This is a genomic window from Candidatus Zixiibacteriota bacterium, assembly GCA_014728145.1.
Classification (GTDB): domain Bacteria; phylum Zixibacteria; class MSB-5A5; order JAABVY01; family JAABVY01; genus WJMC01.
On sequence record WJMC01000106.1, the window covers coordinates 1 to 25,860 of the forward strand.

Below are 25,860 nucleotides of genomic sequence, written 5' to 3' on the forward strand. Positions count from 1 at the left end.
AGGAATGCACCGCTCCGCCATAGGCGATAAACTGGAAATCAACTCCGGCTGAACTCATCTCCTGCATGAAATCATCAATCTGTTTGTCAGGTACATGCGGATCAGCCGCGCCATGGCATACCAGTATTTTACACTTGATGTCTTCAGCATCGGAAGGATCCGGAGTATCGAGATTGCCGTGAAAACTTACGACCCCGGCGATATCAGCTCCTGAACGCGCCAGTTCGAGCACTGTACCGCCGCCGAAACAGTAACCTATTGCGGCGATATGGGAGTTATCACTGAGTTCATGTTCTCGCAGAACCTCCAGTCCGGCCAGAACCCGGTTGCGCATAAGCTCCCGGTCGGAACGATATATACCGGCCTGCCGGGAAGCTTCCTGGGCGGTTTGCGGGCGAATCCCCTTGCCGTACATATCGACGGCGAAAGCGATATAGCCCATTTCCGCAAGTTGCCGTGTTCTCATTTTGGCATAGTCATTTAGACCCGTCCATTCATGCACAACCACTACACCCGGGTGTTCACCCTCGACGCTGTCATCGTAGGCCATATACCCGAGAAGGCTGGTGCCACCATGGTTGTATTCGACATCTTCGGTGATTATCTCGGCTTGAAGGGTAACAGCGAAGAACAGAACAGATATAACTATAAAAATTCTCATCTTATTCCTCCATTTTTTTATTAATTGCGCGAGGCGCTTTATTTTCTAAAGCGTAGAACAAACATTCGAGACGGTTGGTTCAGTGACACGGCAAAATGCATTTTCAATGTGAGTATCAGTTATGATATGAATATGCCAAATATCTTGACTATATTCGTCTTTAGGCTATTTTAGGTAAGGATTCAAATAAAAATTTCACTCAGGATATAATATATCCAGCATTGATCATTATCGCACAAACCTGTCCGGTTTCCAGCGCTTTGATCTATGTCGATTTATGTACCTGCAATATTTTTTGTTATAACTATCAGGAGGTTCTTACCAATGAAATTTACCATTATTGCAAGAGCCATGTTGTTTCTGGCTGTGATTATCGTGTTCGTTTCTTCAACCGCTCTTTGCGAGGATGACGGTATCCCGATCTGGGGACGTAAGGATGTCAGTTTCGAAAAGGGACAGCTTCCGCGCTGGCGTGAAGATGGCAGGCCCTACGACCCGAATCAATCATTAACTCCGATGATGATAGTGGCTGATCAGGCACCACCTGACAAAGATATGCCGACTATGGGTCTGGTCGCTTCACCCCCGGAATATGATTCATGCCGGGGAGTGTTGTTCGAGTACAATTCTGCCGGGTGGCCGACTGTGGTTACAGATCTTGTGGTAGCACTCACCTCTGATCCGGGACACAGCGAGATAGCTTACGTGGTCTGCCAAAATACAACCCAGATGAGTTACGCCCAGTCAGCATTTACCGCGGGTGGTGCGGATATGGGCAAGGTCGAATTTATAATCGAACCGACCAACGCTCTCTGGATTCGCGACTACGGCCCGCATTTTATCTGGCAGGACAGCACCCTGCAGATCGTCAACAGCCAGTACTACCCGACTCGCCCGCTGGACAATTTTATCCCCGCTCTTCTGGCACAAAACCATTTTAATATCAACAGCTACGCTATGGGGCTGTACTATTCGGGCGGTAACTTCCAGCCGGGGCCTAACCGGAGCGGGTTCGTGACAGCTCTGGTGAATCTTGATAATCCGGGTTCTGAAGGTTTCGATCTAGACTTCATTGCCGAACTTTACAACACATATCAGGGGATCGACAGCCTGCATATCATGCCCCAGCTTCCGTTTTCTGTCGATGGCACAGGTCATATCGATATGTGGTTTTACATTGTCAACGACAGTACTGTGATCATATCCGAATTTCTGGCAGGCTCCGACCCGCAGGCGATCTCGGTGACCGAGAATTCCGTTCCGTATATGGAATCATTGGGCTACACAGTTTATCGCACCCCCGCCTGGAATGCCCGTCACCCGCAAAACAATTACAACACGCACTGGACTTACACCAATGCCCTGCGTGTCAATGACCGTATATTTGTTCCCGCTTTCGGACCGGGCTGGCATGACTACGACGATGAAGATTCGATTGCGCTCGAGGTCTGGGAGACAGCAGCCGGTCCGGATGTCGAGATCGTGCCGATCAACTGCTACCCGATCATCTGGGCGGCGGGCGCGATCCATTGCATTACCATGCAGGTTCCGCTCTATGAACACATGGCTCCTTCGGCCTGTGTGCTGTGGCCCGACGGCGGGCAGTTATTTGTAAGCGGTGATACGGAAACAATCCGCTGGGAAGCGTCCGATACCGACAATAACGACCTGTCCGAAGCCGTGCTGTACTACTCGTCTGATGATGGAGCTTCCTATGAGTTAATTGATACAGTGCCAGATAATGGTACGTACGACTGGACAGTGCCCGAACTGGTGACTGATTCCGCGCTGGTCAAGGTTGTCGCTGTCAGCTTCGATCTCGACCAGTACGAGGCTGTCAGCGCCGGGGTTTTCTCGATTGCACCGGCCGATCAGTTCGTCTATGATTTCGCAAGCGGTGCCGGCGTGGATCGATTCTGCTATGGATATCACACCTATAACTGGTCACAAATCGAAGGCAACCGCACACCGGTAACCGGCGAGGTCACCAGCACCTCTTACGACCGTATGTCGGCTTCGGATGCGACCGGCAACGATTACGATCTCAATCGCTATATAACTCCCGACCCCTCCAATAATTTTGAATCGACCCATATCTTCGAGTTCACTATCGCCGAAGCCCCAGCCGAAATCGCCAATATTGAGGTATTCTGGGAGGGCTATTCTGATAACTGCGCCATGATGGAAATGTATGTCTGGGATTATACCGCCTCGAACTGGTGCGATGGTGATGGGCTTTTCAGCCAGAATCGTTTCATGGACAACTGGGCCGGAAATGCTGATGGTTACCTGGAAAAACATATCCGTTCAGATTTCGACCGCTTTATCGATGCATCTGGCCAGATGACAGTGCTGATCTATTCCGAACGGGGACCGGATGGCAGTTATGTAACTTATAATCCCAGTTTCCACGACTATTTCTCGATCACCACTTCGGTTCTGCTTCCGCAGTATGTCTGCGGTGATGCTTCCGGTGATGATGTCGTGGATGTTTCCGACGCTGTCATGATCATCAATTATGCTTTCGCCGGCGGTGCACCACCAGATCCGATCGAATCCGGGGATGCCAACTGTGATGGCGTTGTCGATGTCACCGATGCCGTATACCTGGTCAATTTCGCTTTCGCCGGAGGAAACAGCCCCTGCGATCCGGACGGTAACGGTCAGCCTGATTGTTGAGATTAGTTAATTGCTAAACGGCAGGAGATTAAGATGAGATTCCCGGGCGCCATAACAATATCCTTCATTGTTGTACTTACAGGTATGCTGGATTCTGTCGAATCCGAGAAGTATTCGGCGGACAACAGGAGCATGAGGATATTTGAGTTCGAGCTGAGGGGAGCTCCTGAAACCGAGAATTTTATCGCTGTGACATCAGATCCTGAAACGATTGCGACCTGCGAGGCTGAACTTGACCTGCCTGTTTCACAAAGAAATCTGCATATCAACGGTACGCTTGACTATGGCAATGGTGGTTACAATTTCAACTGGAGCTGGCATTTCGTCCCCGGGCAATGGGTTCTCACTCCGATATCAGTTGAACTCTGTGATGGTGTGCCTTCGTTTGTCGAATCCGATCTCCAGTACTGGATCGAAGATATCGGGTATTTTTGTCCATGGTCATCCCACGTTCTGCGGGAGATCGATCACTTCTGTGGGGACGCCAATTCCGATTTAACTGTCGATGTGTCCGACGCTGTTTTTCTCATAAACTTCGCGTTTGCCGGTGGTCCGGCTCCCGATCCGATTGAGTCGGGCGACAGCAACTGCGACAGCAGTGTGGATGTGTCCGATGCGGTATATATTATCAATTTTAGCTTTGCCGGAGGTAATGAGCCCTGCGATCCGGACGGCGATGGCAGTTTCGATTGCTGAAACAGTTAAATAAGTACAGTAAAATGGCGCGGTTTTCTGCCGCGCCATTTTTAAATCGCCTGATTTTAGAATTCAAGTTCCATACCGAAGACCGGTAAAAATGTCCACTGGTAGATCACATCCTGTTTTTCCTCGATCTCATTCCAGTAATAATTGGCCACATTCTCACGGTTGTAAGCGTTCCACACCGAGAAATATACGATCAGGTTGGCGTGACTGAAATGAAACCGCCGGTCGACTCTCAGGTTGAGGGAATGATAATCAGGCATTCGCGCCTGATTGACACGGTTGCGATCATACACCGAGCGGTTGATCAGCCTGGAAGCTTCGAGATCGAGCGGTGTATAGGGAGTCCCGCCGGCATAAATCCAGCGCAGGCTGTATTCCCATTTACTGTTAGGTTTGTATCCGCCCTCGACACTGAACACCAGCCCGTTGTCATAGAGGCGATCGCGCCAGACATCATCCAGCGCTTTGTATTCTGATTTCGAATAAGACGCGCTCACAAGGCCGTAGATACCTTCGACCAGTTTCTTCTGCAGTATCATTTCGATCCCGTAGGAGCGTGCCTCGCCCGCGTCGATCAGTTCATTATATTTCTGCGCGTAACCGTAATAGATCATTTCATCGATCACGAAGCTTTGAGGCTGATCCGGATCGAGAGGGAAATTGCGGTAGTCCTTGTAATAGCCCTCCAGCGTCAGCCTAGTATCCTCCCATAACAGCCTGCTGGCACCCAGTATATAATGATAGCTTTCGAGATCCTTCAGGTCCTTGAAGTCCTCATCCTGAGACAAAAGGAGAAGGGGCGGACTCTGGTAATAGATCCCGAATGCGGCATTGAGGCTGGTGCGATGATCGAGATCGCAGGAAACAGATATCCGGGGCGAGATATGCGAATGACCGCTGTAATCGAAGTAGTCGTAACGCGCGCCCAGCGTGGTTGTGAACGATTCTAACGGCTGGATAACGAAACTTCCGAATGCGCCGTAAACGGGTGCTTCAATCTCCTTGTTGACGATCAGCGGGGGAGTGGTGTCGCCGAAAGGATTTGTGTATTCGCCCTCGAATTTATCGTAATCATTGACCTGGTACTTTGCCTCAGCCCCGAATTCCGTACTGAGATGATTGTTCAAACGAAAGAAATTGACATTACGAAATCGAGCTGAACTCTCATGTGTGTTTTCCTCGAGCAGTTTTTGATCCGACTTTGTTTCGGTAAAATCAGCTTCATACTTGGTAGCCATATACGAGACAGAAGTGTTTGAAAATCCGCTCTTGTACAGCGATTTCAGGTTAATCCCGGTCGCATACTCATAGCCTTCGTGTTTGCCGTAGAAGGCATTGCCGTCCTCAAACGATTGATCTTTATCGAACTCTATGAAATCCACTCCGGCGATTCCCAAAAAAGAGAGTTTCATATGAGGTGACAAGTCGTAAACCAGCTTGCCCTGGTAATCGCTGTATCGCGGGGCTACCCCGGTGGCGATGGCATCGACAAGCAAATCGAGGATACTCTTGCGAACTGAGAGCATCCAGGAACCGCGACCATCGGCAATCGGCCCCTCCCCGACAGCGCCCATACCCGCCATGTGGAGGTCGAGCTGGAAATCGTACTCTTCGCGGTTGCCCTCGCGAAAATCGAGTTGCATTACCGATGACAAACGGTTGCCGTAGGAAGCCCTGAATCCGCCCGCGGTAAAATCTACGTCCTCGATGAAATCGACATTCAAAAGCCCGATCGGCCCACCACTCGAACCCTGCAGGGGATAATGATTGATATTCGGGATTTCTATATTGTCGATGAAAAACGCGTTCTCGGAGGGTGAACCGCCCCTTACCACCAGGCTGTTTAACTGATCGTTTACTTTTGAGATACTCGGCAGACCGCTCACAATCCGGCTGACATCGCCGGCCGAACCGGGTGCGCGCCGGATTTCCTCCGAACTGAAACTGATGGTCGAAACAGGGTCATCCTCCTCCTCGGCAAAATAGCCTGCTGTGACGGTGACATCCTCGCCTTCCAGGTAAGTGGGATGCAATTCGGCCTCGATTGATGTGTAGCGATCGGATTTTACGATAATATCGGTGCGGGAAAGCGGTTTGTATCCGATTATCCGAAACTGCAGGGTGTAACTGCCGACCGGAAGATCCCTGATTACAAAGTCCCCGCTGGGATCGCTGACTGCGCCGCTGTCCGTATCTTTAACACGAATATTTACCGCGGCCAGAGGTGAGCTGGTCTCAGCATCAATCACTTTTCCGCGCAGACTTCCCGTTTTAAACGATTTTTTGCCACTGCGATCAGTTCGATCCTGAGCATTGAGAGATGAAATCCAGATCAGGTTCAGGCCAACGAACAGCAGAAGCATAACACCGTAGGATTTTGATCGATTCATGGTTTTTGGTGACCTCCAGATTTTGTTATGTTAAGGGAGATTTAGATTTTGATTAGTGTTTGATGAATAATGTTCACATACTGACCATCAGTCACTTTTTGTCAAAAAAAATTAACACTCCAGAAACTCTTTCGAAGCCAGGCTGCGACGTGTGAAGTCCTGGAAATCTTCGAACGGATTACCTAGATCGATATCATGGGTTTTGACGTGACAGCGCCAGTTCTGGGCCAGTTGAATCACGCCATTGCTTTGAGCCCAAAGTTGGACCGCGGCCCTCATCGGATTGATCGAAGCCCGGATCGAGCCATCATCGATTCCGCCCTTGATAACGTCGGCCAAAACCTTTAGAATCGCCTGACCACTGTCATGAGCCTCCGTAGCCAGGGGATCATTCTTGATTTTTTCGAACATCCGGCTGTCGAAACGTTCTACGAACGACATGACCCTGAAGTAGTTAGGGTACTCCTGCGCGAAATCGTAGTAGGCCTGACCGATTTGAGCCGTCTTTTCCAATCCGTTACTGCCTGCCTTCGCTGCCTCAATGAATTTCGATCTCAGCAAGTAGTTGGCGCGTATTGCGATACCTATATAGATCAGCTCCTTGCTCTTGAAATACAAATAAATCGCGCCTTTGCTGAGTTGCGCCTTTTTGGCGATTTGCTCGACAGTGGCTGTTTTGAAACCTTTGATGAAAAAGATCTCTTCGGCCGCGTCCAGAATCGAGTTGTACCTCTGGAGCCGTTCTCTTTCTTTTCTTTCAGCAGTACTCATAATTATACTTGTGGTCATACACTGACCATCGGTCATTAATTTAAACGTTTCTACGGAGAATGCAAGAAAATGTTTCAGTTTTTTTAAATGTTTACGCTCCAAAGTTCTCAGGTTTTAAAGAGACTCAAAAAATCGGCGGACGCGGTCTTTTACTGTATACGCTCGATAACAAAAAGACAGGTCATAAGACCTGCCTTTTTTCTTGAGATAATTACAGTCTACTTTTCGCCCATGAAGGGATATTTGAAATCCTTGGGTGGAACGAAGTTCTCCTTGATCACGCGTGGTGAACACCAGCGGAGCAGGTTCAAAACCGATCCGGCCTTGTCGTTGGTACCCGAAGCACGAGCTCCGCCAAACGGCTGTTGTCCGACCACAGCGCCGGTCGGTTTGTCGTTGATGTAAAAATTGCCGGCCGCGTCACGCAGGACTTTCTCGGCCAGTACGATCGCCTCACGATCCTTGGCGAAGATCGCGCCGGTCAGGGCATAGGGTGAAGTCTCGTCACAGAGATGCAAAGTCTTCTCGAAATCTTCATCGTCATAAACATAGACAGTCAAAACCGGACCGAAGATCTCCTCTTCCATCAGTTTGAAATGAGGATTTTCAGTCAGTATCAGTGTCGGTTCGATGAAGTATCCGGTCTTGTCATCGTAATTGCCGCCGAAGATAAACTCGGCTTCATCGGAGCTCCTGGCGAAATCGATAAATTCGACGATGCTGTCGTAGGCGCCCTTGTCGATCACGGCATTGAAGAAATTAGTGAAGTCCTCAACATCGCCCATGTTCATCTCATTGTTATGAGCCACCATCAGTTCCTTGATTTTCGGCCAGAGCGATTTAGCGATATAGGCCCGGCTGGCGGCGGAACATTTCTGGCCCTGGTACTCGAATGCGCCACGGGTCAATGCGGCCGCGGTCTCCTCCGGATTGGCCGAGGGATGCACTACCACGAAATCCTTGCCGCCGGTTTCGCCCACTATGCGGGGATAGCCACGGTAGTTTTTGATATTCTCTCCAACCGTCGACCACATCTTGTGGAATACGCCGGTCGAACCGGTGAAATGCACACCTGCAAGGTGCTTGCTTTTGAGAACCAACTCGCCGATAGCTGCGCCGGGCGCGGTGACCATATTGATGACACCATCGGGCAGGCCGGCTTCCTGCAATATCTTCATAAACAGGCTGGCGGTATAGACCCCGGTCGAAGCCGGCTTCCAGACAACCGTGTTACCCATCATGGCCGGTGAAGTCGGGAGATTACCTCCGATCGAGACGAAGTTGAAGGGGGTCACGGCAAATATGAAACCTTCCAGCGGACGATAGTCCATACGATCCCAGACTGTCGGCGCATTGCCGGGCTGCATATTGTAGATCATCTGCGCGAAATATGGATTATATCGCAGAAAGTCGATCAGCTCGCAGACACCGTCGATTTCCGACTGGAAGACATTCTTGGAATGAGCCAGCATGGTGGCGGCGTTCATCTGGTAGCGGTACGGTCCTGCCATCAGATCGGCCGCTTTCAAAAAGATTCCCAGTCGATGTTCCCATGGCATGGATGCCCACTTGGACTTGGCTTCGAGGGCCGCCTCGACTGCCATCTTGACTTCCTTCTCACCTCCCTTGGAATATTCGCCCAGCTTGAGATCATGTTTGTGCGGGGCGGTAATCGGGGTGCGGTTGTCGGTGCGGATCTCCTTGCCGCCGATGATCATTGGAATATCTTCCTGTTTCGACTTGAGTTCCTCGATCGCTTTTTTGAGTTCCGCCCTTTCGGTAGAACCGGGAGCATAGGAATAGACCGGTTCGTTTTTCGGTTCCGGTATTCTAAAATTTCCCATCCGTCTGCCTCCATTTATATTTCAGGTTAGTAACTTTCTCAGACCGGTATATTAGTTTGTAGAATTTCGTCAAAAAAAGCGGGCTGTCAAGCATTTCGTGCAAGATTTTGAACCCAAACTGGATTCTATGTTTGAAATTGACTTGCAATTAATCTGATTTAGACCTAAACTATAAGAATAAATTCTGGAATATGCCTGATATGAAAACAAGTCTAACAATTACATGAGCAGGTGGTTCTATGGCTAATGATTTGAGATATAATATCGCTGACCAGCGCTTGACTTACAGCGGACCCAAGGCGATCCAGCGTATTGACGATGACTACCTGATAGAATTCAACCAGCTTCACAGCAAGGTCCTGGATCATTTCAATATCACGCTGGTTGAGGGGTATATTAACAAGGTCTCAGACAAGATTTCTACCCACTCCAACCTGGGAGCGCTCAGGAACAGGCAACTTCGGCAGTCGGTAATCTTATCGGCCGCGCTTTCAGCCCTGGCAGTCGGTCTGAACGGCCATGCCAGCATGAAGAAGTATTCCGAATCGGAGCGTACCAGCGCATTAAGGAGCGAATTGAAACGTGCCAATGACCGTACCGCCGCACAGGTGATGGCCGAGGTCCTGCAGAGGACGACAGAAACTTTTCCGCGCGGTGAGGAGGTCGTGATTGAATGTTCTATCACCGAGGGTGTTCGGGTCAAACCGGGCAAGGAAGCCGGCGGAAACCCGACTATCGCAGTAGGCGCATTGTTCGGTAAGAAAGAACATCGTCATGACTATGGCCTGAACCTGCATCCCAGCGTGACTATGCTGTCGATGGGTAACGATGTCATTGACGGTACCACCAAGTCAGTTATGGGTGAACATTCCTCGCTCACCTCGCTGTTTCTGACCGAATCGGGAGTCAAGCGCCATCTGCCCGACATCTATGTTCAGCGCTGGATGGCCGGCCGCTATTTCAAGGAGTTTAATCCCCGCGAACATTCCCTTTTAGAGGCGGCCGAGGTTATCGCTAAAGCCTACAAGATGAAAAGCATCGATGAAATGACTGTCTATTTCCTGGATCGTCCGCGTCATCATCCGCCCATGGATGAGTTCAACAAAGCCGGTGTACCGACACCGTGGGATAAGGACGGCGACCTGTTTCCGGCTCTTCTTCTGGGTGAGGATCATCTCCGTTTCCCCGATGGCAGGGGACTGTCGTCGATGATCGGCGAGATCGGCGGTTCGGCGGAATGGGCTGTGGGTGTGCTGCCCCTCGTATGGCGAGGCGGACAGGCCCTGGGTATGCTTACAAGCCAGTCAGCCCTGACCCGCAAGGACAGCTCGGCCGAGGATAAATGGAAATCTCGTTTCCACTTTACTGAAGAAGAACTGATGCTGATCCATGACGCCCGGTTCGAACACAAACCATATTTCACCATCAAGGACATACTCGAGGATCCTTACGCCGGTGGACTGGCCGCTTTCGGCGCTATTTCCGACAACTATTTCTATCCTGACCTGACAGGTGTTAAAACCGATCCGGAGAAAAACCTGCTGTTCGTGAATGTCATGGTCATCAACTCACTTGGACTGGTCCAGCACTGGCATTTTGTATTCCAGTGCCGTCATGATATCGCGGATACCGCTCATAGGTTCAATTCACCCAAAGAAGAGCTTCTCAAGCACTCCGGGGACGAACTCGAAAAGCGGATTGGTAAGATGCTCGAGGATCCGGTCGGTCGCAAACGCTATCGCCTCTTCTTCATCAATGAATACTACCCGGCAATTATCCATGTGCGCGACAAGATGCTGCTTTTGCACCGTTCGATCAAGGCCTTGATCGAACGTGGCGCCCTGCAGCCTAAAGACGAAGAGATCTGTGATCTGACAGTCAAGCTGGCGCCGGAATGGTTTGCCGAGGAAGACTGGTAGACTGATAATAACGCAAAAAAAATCCCATCCAAATACGGATGGGATTTTTTATTGTTTAAGAATGTGTGCTATTCAGAAAGATGCTTACCGACCAGTTTGGTCATCTCAAACATATTGACCTTTTTCTTACCGAAGATCGGCTTGAGTTTATCATCAGCCATGATCTCGCGTTTGTTGCTTGGATTCTGGAGGTCGTTCTTCTTGATGTAAGCCCACAATTTCTTTGTGACCTCGGTGCGGGGAAGGGGTTTCTTGCCGACTACAGCCGCCAGCTCATCAGACGGTTTCAACGGCTTCATGAAAGCCGCATTCGGTTTGCGCTTGGATTTTTTTTTGGCTGTGGTTTTCTTTTTAGCTGCGGTTTTCCTGGTAGTTGTCTTTTTAGCGGTCGTTTTTTTAGCCTTCTTGGCCGTGGTTTTTTTTGCGGCCGGCTTCTTGGCGGTTTTCTTCTTGGCTACTTTTTTCGTGGAAGCGGTTTTTTTCTTGGCCGCTTTCTTTTTCGCCGCGGGCTTTTTCGCTTTCTTCTTAGCGGGCATGCACTACTCCTTTAAACAGGTTTATCTTTATTACTTCTATTCTTCGACAGTTGCCTCTGACCGGTGAGTTGCTTCCTCATTAATTTGCATGAGAAAATTAAAATTGTTTAAAAATCTATTGCAACAAAAACTTCGCTTCTTCATAGAGAAAATTACGTTTTTTTAGGGATTTCCTGCAATTGATGGTAAATATTCTCCACCCCGGGACATTGAATGATTGGAATATTAAAAAACTGAGGAAGTTTTTCAGTCGCTCAGGATGTATTCGCTGATGTCAATTCCGTATTTATCCGGTTCCACCATATGGACTACATTGCGGATATAACGCCCCGATGATTCATCATAGGCCGCCAGTTGCACAACCGGCGTGGGATTTTTCTTGCCGTCTTTGTCGGCGATGATCTTGACCGTTGGACGGAAGATATCATCCGGATTGTTGTTGATCACCAGCCCCAGTTCCTGGGTGTCCAAAAGCAGGAGGCTTCCGGCCGGGTAGATTCCGACAATATTGATCAGCATCTTGAGCAGATGGGGATCGAACTTGGTATCTACCTGCTGCATCATCTTGAGCACTACTTCATCGATCGGAACATTGTGCTTGCGATAAATGCGATCCGAGGTGAGGGCATCAAAAAAGTCGCACAGGGTTACGATCCGGCTGTACAGGTTGACCGGTTTCACCCGCCCGATGTCGGGATAACCGGTGCCGTCGAGATTCTTATGATGTTCGAACGCTACAATAATCGAACGGGCGGTATAACGATCCAGCAAGAATGATCTGGCCAGTGCTTTGGCGCCGTGGATCGGGTGTTCCTGGATACGTGAGAAGTCGTCATGGCTGAGGCCGTCGGCCTTGTTCAAAATCTCCAGGGGCAGGCTGGTTTTGCCGAAGTCATGGAAGATCGCCGCGATACCAAGCTCGGCCAGTTCAGCCCGCGAAAAACCCATCCGCAGACCGAGGGAAATTGAAAAAATCGAGACGTTCACGCAGTGGTTGAAGGTGTAGCGGTCGAAACTCTTGAGCGCGGCCAGCCGGAGGGTGTATTCCTCGTTTTTGATGATCTCATCCACAAGAGAATGAACCACTCGCTTGACCCTCTTCATGTTCACCTGTTGACCCTTCGAGGTAGTGGTCAGGATCTCCTGCACGACATTGACAGCCTTGAAGAAAGTCTGCCGGGCGCGCAGTTTTTCGTCCTTGACAGCACCGGCTTCATGGCTCGAGATCATCATCTGGGGTTGCAAAAAGACAACATTCTGCACATCCTGTTCGATAAGCCTGCGGTTAAGCTGGTCAGCATTCGTTTCCTCAGCCTGTTCGGTTATCAAAAGCCCGATCATCTTTTTGAGTTCATCGAATCCTACACCTCTGCGAAGTGCCAGTCCGGATATATTCAGATGGTCGAATTGCTGCTGGATGAATTTGGATATCTGGTACAGGTCAAGGCCGACCTTAAGCCTCTGTTGATTATAGAACAGGTAGCCCTCGATAAAAGCCAGCGAGATTTCGTCCTCGGTTTCAAGTGTCTGCCGGATGCTGGCCTGGAATGTTTCAAAATGCTTAATCGCGTTTTCATTGTCGAAATCATACAGGGTGCAGGTTTTCATGCAGACGAAGAAACTGACAAGCAACTCCCTGCCCTCGAATTGCAGTTTGGACATCTCAGTTTTTTCGCTGTCCCTGTTGAATACCTGTTTGACTTCTGAGATCGGTTGCATCACTTCCGCACCTTCAATTCTTCCAGTCCGCTTTTAGTCTTCTCCAGTACCAGGCGGGCATAAGCACCCAGATCTGATTTTTTGGAGGCGATTTTTTCAATCGTTGCCAGGGCTTCTGGATTTCCGATTTTGGAAAGCGCCAGGATTGCCGTCTTCTTTAACGGCTCGTACTTCTCTTTGGAAAAAGGCGTCCATTTCTTCGCTATCTTCGACAACTGCTCGACCGCAAGTTCTTTTCCGGTAGAAGCCAATGCGACAATTAACGCTTTGCGTTCCTCTTCCTCGAAATCATCGAACTCGGCTGAATCGATTATACTGCTGATAACCGGAAAAGCGGGTTCATAGCACTCGACTGTAACCAGGTCGATGACTTTTCTGCGGATATGATCCTCCGGATCATAAAGCATAGATATAACATATTCGAGACCTTTGGGTGAATCTATTTTCTCCACCGCCGCGACTACCTCCCAGCGCACACGCGGATCGGAATGTTCGGAAGGTTTTTTGAAATAGGTCAGTCCTTCCGGCTTGCCGATTTCTCCGAGAATCAGGATGGCGTTACGGATTACGTACCAGCGTGAATCGAAGACGGCGTTACCGATCACGTCCAGGCGGTCGGAACCCTTATTGACCAGCGCCTGAATAACCATCCGCCGTGCAGGGAAATACTCCAGCTCTCCCAGCATCCAGATCAGCGAGGTCAGGCTGTCCCAGTCCAGTTCCTGCAAATACATTCGAACTCCCTCGAGGTCGCAGTTTTTCGACTGGTTGAGGATGTTAGTGATCTTTGAAAACCTGATCCGGTCGCCCGAACGGCTGATCAGGTCGCGCAGTTTTTCAGCCCTCACCTGTGAGTTTTCCAGGACATTGGGATATTCCTGCTTGAGATTGTGCAGGAGATAGACCAGCAGGGGAAACTGGGCTTCATTTAAAAGACGGTCGAACAGTTCAGTCAGGGTATCGACTGAATCATCGAAACTGGGGAGATCTTTATCGGTTGCCATAATCGAGATTAACAGGTCTATCGCCTCGAATTCGATAATCAGGCTGGAATCTTCCCTGACCAGCTCTTCGATATGTTCCTTTTCCTCGACCGAGAACTGGTGGACGTTTTTAAAGATATTCTGAAAGCATTTGTTTTGTTCGAATTCAACTTCGTTTCCAGATGGTGAATCATCGCCCGAAACCAGCTTCTCGAGCGGATTTTCGGTTTCCAGTTCCGACTCTGTTAAGACAACATCGGCATAAGCCGAATCATCGAGGTTCTCAATCGGCTGATATTCTTCCTGTATTTCAGCAAAAGAGAAATCATCAACAGCCTCGTATTCGATGTGCAGGAAGTCTCGTTGCCAGAAGAGATTGACAAGGTCTTCGAAACCCTCCGAATCTTTCCAGACCGTCAGGATGTCATCAAAGAAATATTTCCATTCCTCACGAGTCAGGCCTTCCTTAAAACAAAGTCTGCGGATTCCGTCACGGTGCAATAGCCCGGGAAGGTTTTCCTCCCGCGAGGGCGATTTGAAAATCATCTTGTTACGGTCTTTGATGCAGTCGTTGTGGACATCAACTTCCAGTTGATGGTATTCCAGAAGGTAAGCTTCCAGCTTATTCCAGCACGTCTGTTTGAATTCCTTCGGGATCGGGTTATCCACGGGGTATAGCAGGCTGGTTTTTATACCCTTGGAAAAAATATTGAAGAAATCCTTGATCAGGTCGTAATTGGGTGCATTCGACCTGACTGCACTGGAAGAAACATTTGACAGATTAGATGCCATAACGACCTAGTAACCACCTTTTATGAGCTGGTATCGGTTGATTATTGCTAAGCCTTCAGTCTGAAATAACTTAGCTTGACAACGGCATAAAATGATCTATATAGTTCCGTACTCCGGAGGATTATCCGGCGCGAACAGTACAGCTTGTCATTTTGTAGATCGGCAGATAGATCGATTTTTATAAAGATGATGGCTTAAAAGATTTATTAATTTTGCTAAATTACCGATAGAAAGCAAGATGCTGAATTATGCTTGCAGATCGTCAAATTTTTATAATAGGTCTGATTTTTGTTGATTTTTGATAGTACGGTTATTAGATTTGGGGGCAAATTATTGCCGGTATGGAGGGTTTTTTAATATTTAGCTGGATTAGACTTTAACTCTAATTTGTAAATAAAAAGTAACTTTAACCTTTCAGGGAGGAAGGGTAGGCATCATTTTCCGCTTTTTCATCCCTGTATATCCCAGAAACGGGAGGTGGCACATTGCATAAGAAAATTATTGTATTCACGGCTGTCCTGGCCTTTGTCTTCATGTCTGGTCAGGCCTTCTGTGCCGAGACCACTGGTACGGTGGGTATGGGCGTCCGTGGGGGCGGCTATTTTCTCGGAGGCGAGTGGAATGCTGGTTTGTTAGGTGGGGCTGAAATCAATTTCGGCATCCACAAAAACTTCTCAATCGGTCTTTTGGGCACTTACGGTGGACGTACCAAAGGTGCCGGGCTCGATTTGACTGGTAATAAGCCTCAGCTGATCTCTTCTGACGATGATTTGCGCATATCTACTTATATCGCTGAGCTGGTCGGTAATGTCTATTTTTCACCTGAAAGCGAATGGCGTCCGTATCTGTCCGCGGGTGTCGGAATGGTTTCCTGGCATGTCACCGATGAAGACGGCAACCAGGCAACAGTGCCGGATATCAACGGCGATATGTTCGATTTTGAAGATCAGCAGATGACCCTCATGATCGGCGCTGGTGTGGAATATTTCCTGATCGACCAGTTCTCGATCGGTGCCGAAGCCCGCTATCACCTGTATACCGATGTTTTCAGCCAGTTTGAAGATGACAGGGATGTCGGCGGTTCTGATGGCCTCGACAATCCGTCCGGATTGTTCGAAATCGGTTTGACCATGACCGCCTATTTCTCATCCTGCGAGGATGATGACCGGGACGGTGTCTGCAATGAAGATGATCGTTGCCCGGAAACACCCAAAGACTGTATAGTTGATAAGGAAACCGGTTGCATGATCGACGATGACGGTGACGGTGTCTGCAATGGTGTGGACCAGTGCCCGGATACTCCTACCGGATGCACTGTCGATGCTCTCGGTTGCACGATGGACAGCGATAACGACGGTGTCTGCGACGGCGTCGACCGCTGTGAGAACACACCGACCGATTGTAAGGTCGATGCTTATGGTTGTCCGCTGGACGGCGATGACGATACTGTCTGGGATTGCCGTGATAACTGCCCCAACACTCCGCGCGGATGTCGTGTCGATAAAGACGGTTGCCGTCTCGATTCAGACAACGACGGTGTCTGTGACGGCGTCGATGAATGTCCTGGCACTCCGGCCGGACTGGAAGTCGACAACGTCGGTTGCCCGGTTGCCTACCAGATCCAGAAAGAGCTGATCCTGGTCGGTGTTACTTTCCCGGTCAACTCCGCCAACCTGACCGATGCTGCCAAGAAGGAACTCGATAAGGTGGTCGAGTCTCTCAAAGCTCTTCCGCATGTCAAAGTCGAGGTCCAGGGCCATACCGATATTTCCGGTTCGCGCGACTGGAACATGGAACTTTCGCAGATGCGCGCGGAATCGGTTATGAACTATTTCGTCGAGCAGGGCATCTCCCAGGATCGCCTGACCGCCAAGGGTTACGGTCCGACTCAGCCGAAGTACGACAACAAGACCGCCGAAGGTCGTCGTAAAAACCGCCGGGTCGAGCTCGTTCGTCTCAACTAATCACGAGATCACACATTTCTGATAGAAAAGGCCGTGGTATTTATTCCACGGCCTTTTTTATATATTTGTTAGCTTGCCGATTGATATTGACAGGTCTGCTTTAAAGAGTATTTTTGGGCGTCATGAATATGAAGTTGATTCGAAATTTCTCGATTATCGCGCATATCGACCACGGTAAGTCGACTTTGGCTGACAGGCTTCTGGAATTGACTGATGTGATTCCTCCGGGTACTGATGTCAAGCAGGTTCTGGACTCGATGGGTCTGGAGCAGGAACGGGGTATTACCATTAAGCTCCACGCTGTCCGGATGGAGTACGCTTCTCCCGACGGCAACAACTATATTCTGAACCTGATCGATACTCCCGGCCATGTCGATTTCACCTATGAGGTTTCCCGTTCGCTGGCTGCCTGCGAGGGTGTACTGCTGGTTGTCGATGCTTCCCAGGGGATCGAGGCTCAGACAATCTCGAACCTTTATCTGGCTCTCGAACATGACCTGACGATCATACCGGTAATCAATAAAATCGATCTGCCGGCTGCCGATGTCAATGGCGTCGAAAAGCAGATTGTCGATCTATTGGGCGTGTCGCCGGATGAGATCTTCAAGGTATCCGCTAAACTGGGGAGTGGTGTGGAGGAACTTCTCGAGGCGATTGTAAGCCAGGTTCCACCACCTCAGGGTGACCCGGAAAAACCCTGCCGGGCGATGATCTTTGATTCCATCTTCGAATCCTACCGGGGTGCGATCCCTTATATCCGCGTGGTCGACGGTGAACTCAAGAAAGGCGACCTGATCCGGCTTTACACCCCTGACCGTGAATTCGAGGTGCAGGAAGTCGGCTACCTGCGGCTTAAACAGGTACCCGCCAGGAAGCTGAGCGCCGGCGAGGTCGGCTATCTGGTGGCCTCGATCAAGGACATCTCTCATACTAAAGTTGGCGATACGATTTTCACCGGTGAGAAGAAAAACGTGAAGCGCCTGCCCGGTTTTCGCGATATCAAGCCGATGGTGTTCGCCGGGATTTATCCCGCCACTGCTGAAAACTACGAGGAATTGCGGAATGCCTTGGACAGGCTCAAGCTCAACGATTCCTCGCTGATTTACCTGCCCGAAACATCGGCCGCCCTCGGATTCGGTTTCAGGTGCGGTTTTCTGGGTCTTTTACATATGGAGATAGTGCGCGAAAGGCTGACCCGGGAGTATGACCTCAATATCGTCAACACTGTACCCAATGTCGAATACCGGGTAACCATGAATGAAGGTGAGCAGATCACAATCGAAAATCCCTCTAATTTGCCACCTGCACAGGATGTCGACTTCATCGAAGAACCCTATGTGGATGCCAAGATCATCACACCTTCTGATTCGATCGGCAATGTCATGAAACTGGCCACCGAACGGCGGGGAATTTATGAGAACACTGAATATCTCGATCCGCAACGAGCCACCCTGTCATACAAGTTGCCTCTGGCTGAGATTATCTTCGATTTCTTCGACAAACTGAAATCGACTACGCGTGGTTATGCTTCACTCGATTATGAATATTTAGGGTATTTCAAATCCGACCTGGTCAAGCTGGATATTCTTATAAACACTCAGCCAGTTGATGCCTTTTCATATATCCTGCATCGCGAAAAAGCTTATTACTGGGGCCGAAAACTCTGCTCAAAGCTTCGTGAACTGATTCCGCGCCAGATGTTTGAGGTGATTATTCAGGCCGCTCTCGGGAATCGCCCGATCGCCCGGGAGACAGTCCGCCCGCTCCGCAAAAACGTTACCGCCAAATGCTATGGTGGAGATGTTACCCGTAAAAGAAAGCTTCTGGAGAAACAAAAAGAGGGTAAAAAGCGGATGAAACAGGTCGGGAGCGTGGAAATCCCCCAGGAAGCCTTCCTGGCGGTGCTTCAAATCGAAAAAGACTGATTGCTGTTCTAATTTTTATCATAATATTTCCGATAAAAACTATAACTATGCAGAACACGCAGTCTGTTTCTCAAGTTGAAACTATAGGCAAGTCCCGCACGCAAAAAAAACGCGCCCGGGCCCGCACCAGGGAACTGATCGAAGCGATTCTGATCGCACTTGTGATAGCGGCTATTTTACGTATTTTTGTGATCCAGGCCTACCGGGTAGATTCGGATTCGATGGCCGGTACTCTGGTCGAGGGCGATTTTATATTCGTTAACAAATTCATTTACTACTTCCAGGATCCAGCCGCGGGTGATATAGTTATCTTCGAATATCCTCTTAATCCCAGCAAGGACTTCATAAAACGCATAATTGCTGTCGAGGGTCAGACAGTCGAGATCGTCGGCAAGCAGCTGTACATCGACGGGCTCGCGCAAAGTCTGCCTGAAGACGCGAAATTTATCGATGACAATGTTCTGCCCCCGGACTATTCTCCGCGAGACTTTTTCGGTCCCAAGGAGGTGCCGGTCGGCCATGTTTTCGTGCTGGGGGATAACCGCGATAACTCACAGGACTCGCGCAACTGGGGATTTCTGGATATCTCTAAAATAAAGGGCAAGGCGATGTTTACATATTTCTCGTGGAAACCTGATCCGAATGCGCCTAAATGGGGACCGCCGTACATCGATAAGCTCGTAACCATCCCATTTTACAACCTGGCTCATTTTCCATGGCGGGTTAACTGGGGCCGGCTGTTTAAAACCTTTTAAAAGCCAGCAACTATTCAGTTACTTATCTATACGATCGTAGCGGGGAGAATAATCTCTAACAGCGGGTTTGGGACGTGGAAACCTGCGTACGCTCAAGGTCAAAAACAATCCGAAAAGAAAGATATTCAGGTGAACTGCCAGGCTCGAAAATTTTAGCAATGTCGTGTGGATCCCGATCGCGGGTGAGATAAACATGAGAAGTAACAGCCAGCGCTCCACCCGCACACTTCTGGGCCAGTGGAAAATCTCGCCGATCAAAAAACCAAGGCCGAATCCAAGCAGTCCTGACAATACGATGTTATAGACCTTGTAGGCTAACAACCATCCGAATACAACCAGGAAAAAACTCATTATCTCTCTCTCCGCTCAAGTCTACGAAACTTCATGCGGCAAGGTTTCATAAAAACTAAGGTTGATCGGTCAGATATCAGAAGCTGTATTCAATTGCGCTGGACAAGAGATAGAGAGCTGAGTTGTCCTGTTTGTTCTCATGGCGCTGCCAGTCGACCGCTCCCAAAAGATACAGATTTAGCCTGTCGAACAGGTTTAAATCAAACAGCAGGTTGAGCTGGTATAAAACGTGGTCCGAAAAAAAATCAACATCATCCTGCGAATAGTCCCGTCGGCCGAATTCGAACGAAAAATCCACCCACAGGTTTCCACTCATCGCCATATATGAGAATCCGGGTTCGAGGCTGTATTCGACATAATCCTGGCCGAAGAACTCATCCTCGACCGCGCTCAGGTTGCGGTAATGCGGGGTGAGTGAGAACTCCAATTCATTAGTGAGCGCAAATTCGGCTTCTAATTCACTGCGCAGGTAGATTTGGTCGTAATAGACGATATCCTGGCTGTCGTAGGTTATATATTCGAATTGATTATAGAACCGCAGGCTGATCAATGCGGATGGTTGGTAATCCAGAACAATCTGCAAATCCTCGAGTTTCTCATCGTCGAGACTGCCCTCTTTTTTGGAATTCTTGCTGGAATAACGGTTGTCGAGTTCCATGCGCAAATTGTAGGAAGGGGAATATTCGGCGTAGAGCATGAGGATATGACGATCGTATTCGAGGCGCGTAGAGTCAGTCACTTTCTTGAGATCGTTTCTGTACCCGAAACTGATCCGTCCATCCAGGCCGAATTCCTTTTCGAATGTAAAATCGAGTTTGTTATAGCTGAAGTCGTAGTAGTACCCGCCCGGATTGTCATAGCGAGTGAACTCATATGAGTTTTTCACTCCCAGGTAGAAGCCCGATCCCAGGTGGGGACGGAGGCGGGCCGAAGTCTGGTTGGTGATATAGTCCTGGCTGAATGATTCATCGTTATCAATTTCAGCGCTATTGTTTTGCTTGAAACTGAAGTAGTTCTCCAGCCGAAAAGAGCCGTAATGGATTCCAAAATCGAGATAGTTGCGCAAAGCCTGATCGGAGTAGGTGGTGCGATTGTAGACATCGAGTTTGAATTGATCGGAAAACCGGTGTTCATATCTCACCCGTCCGATCAAAAGCATCTCATTTACTGCTTCGCTGGTCCGTTTGAGCTGTTCTACAGAATCAGGTGTGATCGAAAGTGTGTCGGCGGTCAGCAGGTAATAATCGCTGGATATGTAATCATAGCCGAATCCACCTGAAATCTGGAATTCGGATTTTGCAGGGTTGTTTTCCGCAAAAACAAGAACCAGCATTGTGGCAACGAGCGCATATAATTTCATACAAGATCCGTTATGCTAATCAATAATCAGGGTTTCAGGATCTGTGCGGCCTCGGTCAGGAACTTGTCGCATCGCCTCATGTGATAAACGGCTCTTTCCGTTTTGTTTTCCTGGTAGAGCTGGCGGGCCCTGAGGTACTCGTCATAAGCTTGCTTCAGAAGTTTTTCGGCAAACTGGTTGGGGAATTCAGATTGAATTTCACTGAGCTCATAATAACGCTTTTCCAGGTCGTCGACTACCCGATCAAAGTTCTCCTTCCGCATAGAGCGCTCGTAGTTTTTCAGGGCATTGGCGATAATCTCGCGGGCCGTCAAGGTCTGCCTGAGAGCCAGCTTGTAATTTCCGCGTTTGAACAGTATTTTGGCTTCTTCCTGGGCTTTGAGTGCCCGCTGGATAACCGGAGGAATCTCTTCCAGGTCGCTTTCAGACATGGCGGAGCGGGCTTTTTCGAGGTACTGATCGGTTTTTTCCAGTTCGCGGGCGATCCTGTTTTTCTCCCGCACCTGTTCGAGGCTCAGGCTGGCTAAATCACGGGCGCGCATGGTCGCGGTCAATGCCATCTTTTGTCGATTGCGCGTGAACATCTCGCGGGCTTTCGTCTGGGTCGTGTAAGCGTTCTCCAAAAGAGATTGCGACGGTGAGGCGGACGATGACACTTCGAGCTGGCTGTGTGCTGTCGCCAAGATCTCGTCGGTTTTCTCCAGTTCCCTTTTAACCATCTCGCGATTTTCACTGTTCTGGCGTACAAATCCGACCGATTTTGTTGCCAGGTCACGGGCCTGTTTCGTAAGACGGTGGGCATTGCGGTAACGTCGCTGGCGGTAGGTGTCCCATGCACGTTTCTGCAGGTTAAATGCTTTCTCGAGGTACTGACGTCCCTGAAGCGATCCGGATTCTTCCACGGTTTGACGGGCGCGGTCGAGCAGTCGATCGGTTTTCTCCAGCTCCCGTTCAATGTTGGAGGGGGACACCTGGGCCATCAGAGGCGCACAAAAACAGAGCAGAATCAACACTCCGGTGAGTAAACCATAATTCGTTTTCAGACTTGTATTAATAGTGGGCCGATACACTTACACCTCCGATAATTAGCTTTACCCAAACATTGCTTCAAGATCGATGCCGAAAGACTTAAGCATTAACACCTGAATATCTTAGTCTATAAACAACAACCACTTAGGTCATAATAGTAATTTTTCAAACCGGCCGCACATCTCTCATACATGTGATATCGTACCTGAAGGCACATTTACTGTACCGATTCGCACACTATTCCAGATCATATTTTTTTAATCTCGTGTACAGCATTCTTCGCGTGATCTTGAGCATCTCCGCCGCTTTGGTTTTGTTACCGCCTGCCTTTTCGAGCGCTTCTACCACCGCCTGTTTTTCCATCTGGTCGAGCCCTTCTGAAACACCCGGCTCAGGTGTCTTCGCGGAAACCGGTTTGACTGAAATCGTAATATGTTCGGTTTTAATCGGGTTGCCATCGGACAAAATCACCGCTCTCTCCATTATATTTTTCAATTCGCGCACATTACCCGGCCAGTGATACTGTTTGAGAATCGAGATAACGGTTTCATCCAGATCACCTTTTGTGTATCCGCATTTACGGGCGAAATAATTGGCCAGAAGTTCGATATCATCAATTCTTTCAGCCAGGGTGGGGATCTTAATCGGGAAGACATTCAGCCTGAAATACAGGTCTTCGCGGAATTTACCATTTTCCATTTCGGTTTCGAGATCGCGATTTGTAGCGGAAATAACGCGCACATCGACGGCGATTTCCTCTGTTCCCCCAACTCGAGTGATCCTGCGCTCCTCCAATGCGCGTAAGAGTTTGGCCTGAAGCGGAGCTGACATCTCCCCGATCTCGTCCAAAAACAGACTGCCACCCTCTGCCAGTTCGAAACGTCCCAGTTTGTGCTTGTGCGCACCGGTAAAGGAGCCTTTTTCATGGCCGAACAGTTCCGATTCCAGAAGTGTCTCGGTCAGGGCAGCGCAGTTGACTGCCACAAAGGGCTTCTCCGAGCGGGGAGAGGATTGATGGATCAGGTTGGCTATCAATTCTTTACCGGTTCCTGATTTTCCCAGAAGCAGGACATTGGCATCGGTTCGGCTGACTTTTTTGACCAGCTCGAAGAGCTCTTTTACCGGCTGGCTGTCTCCCATAAAACGATCGTAAGTCTTTAAACTGAGGTCGCTTTCGAGCTGTTCGAGGCGTGCGCTTTGTCTTTTCTCCAATAGAATCCGCTCAACTTTGATAACCAGCTCCTCCAGGTCGAACGGTTTGATCAGGTAGTCATTTGCGCCAATCTTCATCGCCTCTACAGCCGAGGAGGCGGTGGCATAGGCGGTCATCAGGATGACTTCGGTGGCAGGGAATTCAGCTTTGATCAATTTGAGAAGATCGAGACCATCGGGCGGATCCATACGCATATCGGTTATCACTATGTCATAGCTGTTACTGCGAAGCTTTTTTTCTGCGCTTTTCCCGCTTTCCGCCAGATCGGCGTTGAATTTTCGTTCAGACAGTTCTGCGCAAACCAGTTCCGCCATCCTGCGTTCGTCATCGACAACCAGTATCCTGGCCATAAAATCACTCCTTGACGAGAGGTAATTGGATCACCGCACAGACTCCGCCGGAGCGGTGATTGGCTACTTCAATTCGGCCCTTGTGATCATTAATTATTCTTCGACTGATGTACAGCCCCAGGCCGGAGCCACGGGCTTTTCCGGTGACAAACGGTTGAAACAGCTTGTCCTGAATCTCCCGCACGAGACCTCTACCGTAATCGGTAATTTCCAGCCGACAAAAGGAATTCTGCCTGCTCAGATGGACATCGATTTTACCACCTGCCGGGTAGCTGTCGCGAGCATTTAAAAGCAGGTTTAAAACAGCCTGTTTGATACGGTTGCGATCAATTTCGACCGGATATCTATCGTCGCCGTGCTCGAAGTTGATCTCGACATCTGCCTCCTTGAAATCTGTGCGGGTCTGGCGGATGACCTCTTGCAGTAAGCCACTTAAATCAGTTTTTTCCCGCTTCTGATGAAACTCTGCGGGGCGTGCGAAATCGAGGTAAGAGCCGATAATTTCATTGAGGCGATCGACTTCCTCGGATATATAGTCGAAGATCTCATCATTTTCATCTTTTCCATACTTCGATTTGATACGCGAAGCGGTAGCCTTGATAATACCGAGCGGATTTTTGACCTCATGAGCCATCGTGGCCGCCATCTGTCCCATCGACGACAACGCGGAGGCCCGATAGAGAGCTTCCTGGGCTGACAATAAGCGTCGGTTTATGAATATGAATCCGATCGAGAAAACCACGATAAATACGAGGCTCAATATATTGATATACAGCAGGTTGTGTTTAAACTCCGCCATTGACCTGAAAAACCGGTAGTCAGCATCGATTCCGATCACGGCGGTAACGAGACCGGCGGTATCGACAATCGGGGCATAGGCTGATAACAGGTAGTGATCTTTGAAAGCGATCAGATCCGAAACTGCCGCGATTCCGGCCGAGGCTGACAAAAACGGAGCCAGGTCGTAATTAAGTTCGATCGTGGTGGTGTCATCATCTAATGAGCCGAGCAGAGGTTCGCCCTCCGGAGACATCAATCTGACATTGAAGTAGTTGTAATCCGACTTGAGCCTGGCCAGTTGACGATCGACTATGATCAGGTCGCGGGGAGTGTACAGCTCGTAATAGATATTCGCGATTGACTGTTCCTTGAAAGATGAAGCCGCCAGCCGGGCCTGAACCATCAGGTTATCCTTGAAAACATCCTCGGAAAAACGCCGCACCCGTAGATAGACAAACCATTGTCCCAGGTTAGCCACTAAAACTAAAGCTACCACGAAAAAGATAATCGGGATGATGTATTTCTGCTTGATTCGCACAGTCTCAAATTACACTATTTTAGTCTGCTTCGCCAGTCAAATTGTGCATATCGGTACACTCTGAACATCGGCAGATGTACGAGAGAGTTCAATCCCGGTTCGGTCCGGACAACTGCTGATAGCTTAAGGTCATGCAATTCATCATGTTGCACGAGTGCGCCGGTTTTGGCACGATGACTGCATAAGAAATTCCATGGAAGTAAGAAAAATATAATCTCAATGGAGGCCTTTGTATGATTCACCAGATCGCAAAACTGATTTTGATCTCGCTTGTTGCCACAACTCTGTTTTTTGGTTGCTCCGGCCAGGATGGTGCCCTGAACCAGGATGGTTCCGCGGTGCTGAATATGTCCGACCAGTATGGCGGTTATCAGCCCAATGACGAGAACCCGGCATTTGGTGAGGACGCTATCGAAGAGAATTTTCCTGAGACGGAGGTGGAAGACTCTGATCTTAACAATTTTGCCTCGATCGATTCAGCCGAAACCGATCCGGATTTCGTAGTCTATTCCTTCGAGGTCATCTGGGGCCAGCTCGAATACGATTCCACCAGTGTGAACCCCACCGACTGGTCAGGCGAGCTGACAGTCGACACC

The 25,860-nt window shown here is 49.3% G+C and carries 19 protein-coding genes; 7 read left to right on the top strand and 12 right to left on the bottom strand.

Translation table 11 applies throughout. From position 1 onward, the window contains the following. Nucleotides 1-661, bottom strand: a 661-nt coding sequence (locus GF404_06790; GenBank protein MBD3381886.1) for a dienelactone hydrolase family protein, incomplete at its 3' end; no start/stop codon positions are given. 267 nt (nucleotides 662-928) lie between these two features. Here GF404_06790 and GF404_06795 point away from each other — a divergent pair. After that, nucleotides 929-3,340 carry a hypothetical protein gene (locus GF404_06795; protein ID MBD3381887.1) on the top strand — a complete coding sequence of 804 codons (2,412 nt, stop codon included), beginning with the start codon at nucleotides 929-931 and terminating at the stop codon, nucleotides 3,338-3,340. 33 nt (nucleotides 3,341-3,373) lie between these two features. Further along, nucleotides 3,374-4,036 (top strand): hypothetical protein, encoded by a 663-nt coding sequence (locus GF404_06800; GenBank protein ID MBD3381888.1) that lies wholly within the window; start codon nucleotides 3,374-3,376, stop codon nucleotides 4,034-4,036. A gap of 65 nt (nucleotides 4,037-4,101) precedes the next feature. On the opposite strand, the gene GF404_06805 is transcribed toward GF404_06800, so the two are convergent. The 3 genes from GF404_06805 to pruA form a co-directional block, all read right to left on the bottom strand. After that, complete coding sequence (locus GF404_06805; protein ID MBD3381889.1) at nucleotides 4,102-6,435, bottom strand: TonB-dependent receptor plug domain-containing protein; 2,334 nt, start codon at nucleotides 6,433-6,435, stop codon at nucleotides 4,102-4,104. A gap of 111 nt (nucleotides 6,436-6,546) precedes the next feature. Continuing rightward, nucleotides 6,547-7,242 (bottom strand): TetR family transcriptional regulator, encoded by a 696-nt coding sequence (locus tag GF404_06810; GenBank protein ID MBD3381890.1) that lies wholly within the window; start codon nucleotides 7,240-7,242, stop codon nucleotides 6,547-6,549. 182 nt (nucleotides 7,243-7,424) lie between these two features. Beyond that, a complete protein-coding gene (pruA, locus tag GF404_06815; GenBank protein MBD3381891.1) occupies nucleotides 7,425-9,050 on the bottom strand; it encodes an L-glutamate gamma-semialdehyde dehydrogenase in 1,626 nt (541 codons plus the stop codon). 239 nt (nucleotides 9,051-9,289) lie between these two features. Between pruA and GF404_06820 the strand changes: the two genes are divergently transcribed. After that, nucleotides 9,290-10,969 carry a fructose-bisphosphatase class II gene (locus tag GF404_06820; GenBank protein ID MBD3381892.1) on the top strand — a complete coding sequence of 560 codons (1,680 nt, stop codon included), beginning with the start codon at nucleotides 9,290-9,292 and terminating at the stop codon, nucleotides 10,967-10,969. Between the two features lie 68 nt (nucleotides 10,970-11,037). Here GF404_06820 and GF404_06825 read toward each other — a convergent pair whose 3' ends face one another. From GF404_06825 to GF404_06835, 3 genes are all read right to left on the bottom strand, one after another. Beyond that, entirely contained in the window at nucleotides 11,038-11,505 is a 468-nt protein-coding gene (locus GF404_06825; protein MBD3381893.1) for a hypothetical protein, read from the bottom strand. A gap of 246 nt (nucleotides 11,506-11,751) precedes the next feature. Next, nucleotides 11,752-13,224 (bottom strand): HD domain-containing protein, encoded by a 1,473-nt coding sequence (locus tag GF404_06830; GenBank protein ID MBD3381894.1) that lies wholly within the window; start codon nucleotides 13,222-13,224, stop codon nucleotides 11,752-11,754. Continuing rightward, entirely contained in the window at nucleotides 13,224-14,999 is a 1,776-nt protein-coding gene (locus GF404_06835) for a hypothetical protein (protein MBD3381895.1), read from the bottom strand. The genes GF404_06830 and GF404_06835 overlap by 1 nt, the downstream gene beginning before the upstream one ends. A gap of 485 nt (nucleotides 15,000-15,484) precedes the next feature. Here GF404_06835 and GF404_06840 point away from each other — a divergent pair, with 485 nt between their 5' ends. From GF404_06840 to lepB, 3 genes are all read left to right on the top strand, one after another. Next, nucleotides 15,485-16,963 carry an OmpA family protein gene (locus GF404_06840; GenBank protein ID MBD3381896.1) on the top strand — a complete coding sequence of 493 codons (1,479 nt, stop codon included), beginning with the start codon at nucleotides 15,485-15,487 and terminating at the stop codon, nucleotides 16,961-16,963. A 122-nt stretch (nucleotides 16,964-17,085) separates the two neighbouring features. Then, complete coding sequence (gene lepA / locus GF404_06845; GenBank protein ID MBD3381897.1) at nucleotides 17,086-18,888, top strand: elongation factor 4; 1,803 nt, start codon at nucleotides 17,086-17,088, stop codon at nucleotides 18,886-18,888. Between the two features lie 47 nt (nucleotides 18,889-18,935). After that, the gene (gene lepB / locus GF404_06850) at nucleotides 18,936-19,643 is read left to right on the top strand and encodes a signal peptidase I (GenBank protein MBD3381898.1); all 708 of its coding nucleotides are present in this window, start codon (nucleotides 18,936-18,938) and stop codon (nucleotides 19,641-19,643) included. Nucleotides 19,644-19,661: 18 nt separating this feature from the next. Here lepB and GF404_06855 read toward each other — a convergent pair whose 3' ends face one another. From GF404_06855 to GF404_06875, 5 genes are all read right to left on the bottom strand, one after another. Continuing rightward, a complete protein-coding gene (locus tag GF404_06855; GenBank protein ID MBD3381899.1) occupies nucleotides 19,662-19,994 on the bottom strand; it encodes a hypothetical protein in 333 nt (110 codons plus the stop codon). A gap of 76 nt (nucleotides 19,995-20,070) precedes the next feature. Continuing rightward, a complete protein-coding gene (locus GF404_06860; protein MBD3381900.1) occupies nucleotides 20,071-21,354 on the bottom strand; it encodes a hypothetical protein in 1,284 nt (427 codons plus the stop codon). A 26-nt stretch (nucleotides 21,355-21,380) separates the two neighbouring features. Continuing rightward, entirely contained in the window at nucleotides 21,381-22,334 is a 954-nt protein-coding gene (locus tag GF404_06865) for a hypothetical protein (GenBank protein ID MBD3381901.1), read from the bottom strand. Nucleotides 22,335-22,620: 286 nt separating this feature from the next. Further along, nucleotides 22,621-23,946 carry a response regulator gene (locus tag GF404_06870; protein MBD3381902.1) on the bottom strand — a complete coding sequence of 442 codons (1,326 nt, stop codon included), beginning with the start codon at nucleotides 23,944-23,946 and terminating at the stop codon, nucleotides 22,621-22,623. A 4-nt stretch (nucleotides 23,947-23,950) separates the two neighbouring features. Continuing rightward, nucleotides 23,951-25,264 carry a hypothetical protein gene (locus tag GF404_06875; protein ID MBD3381903.1) on the bottom strand — a complete coding sequence of 438 codons (1,314 nt, stop codon included), beginning with the start codon at nucleotides 25,262-25,264 and terminating at the stop codon, nucleotides 23,951-23,953. A 233-nt stretch (nucleotides 25,265-25,497) separates the two neighbouring features. Here GF404_06875 and GF404_06880 point away from each other — a divergent pair. After that, nucleotides 25,498-25,860: hypothetical protein (locus GF404_06880; protein ID MBD3381904.1), on the top strand; the 363-nt coding region annotated here is incomplete at its 3' end.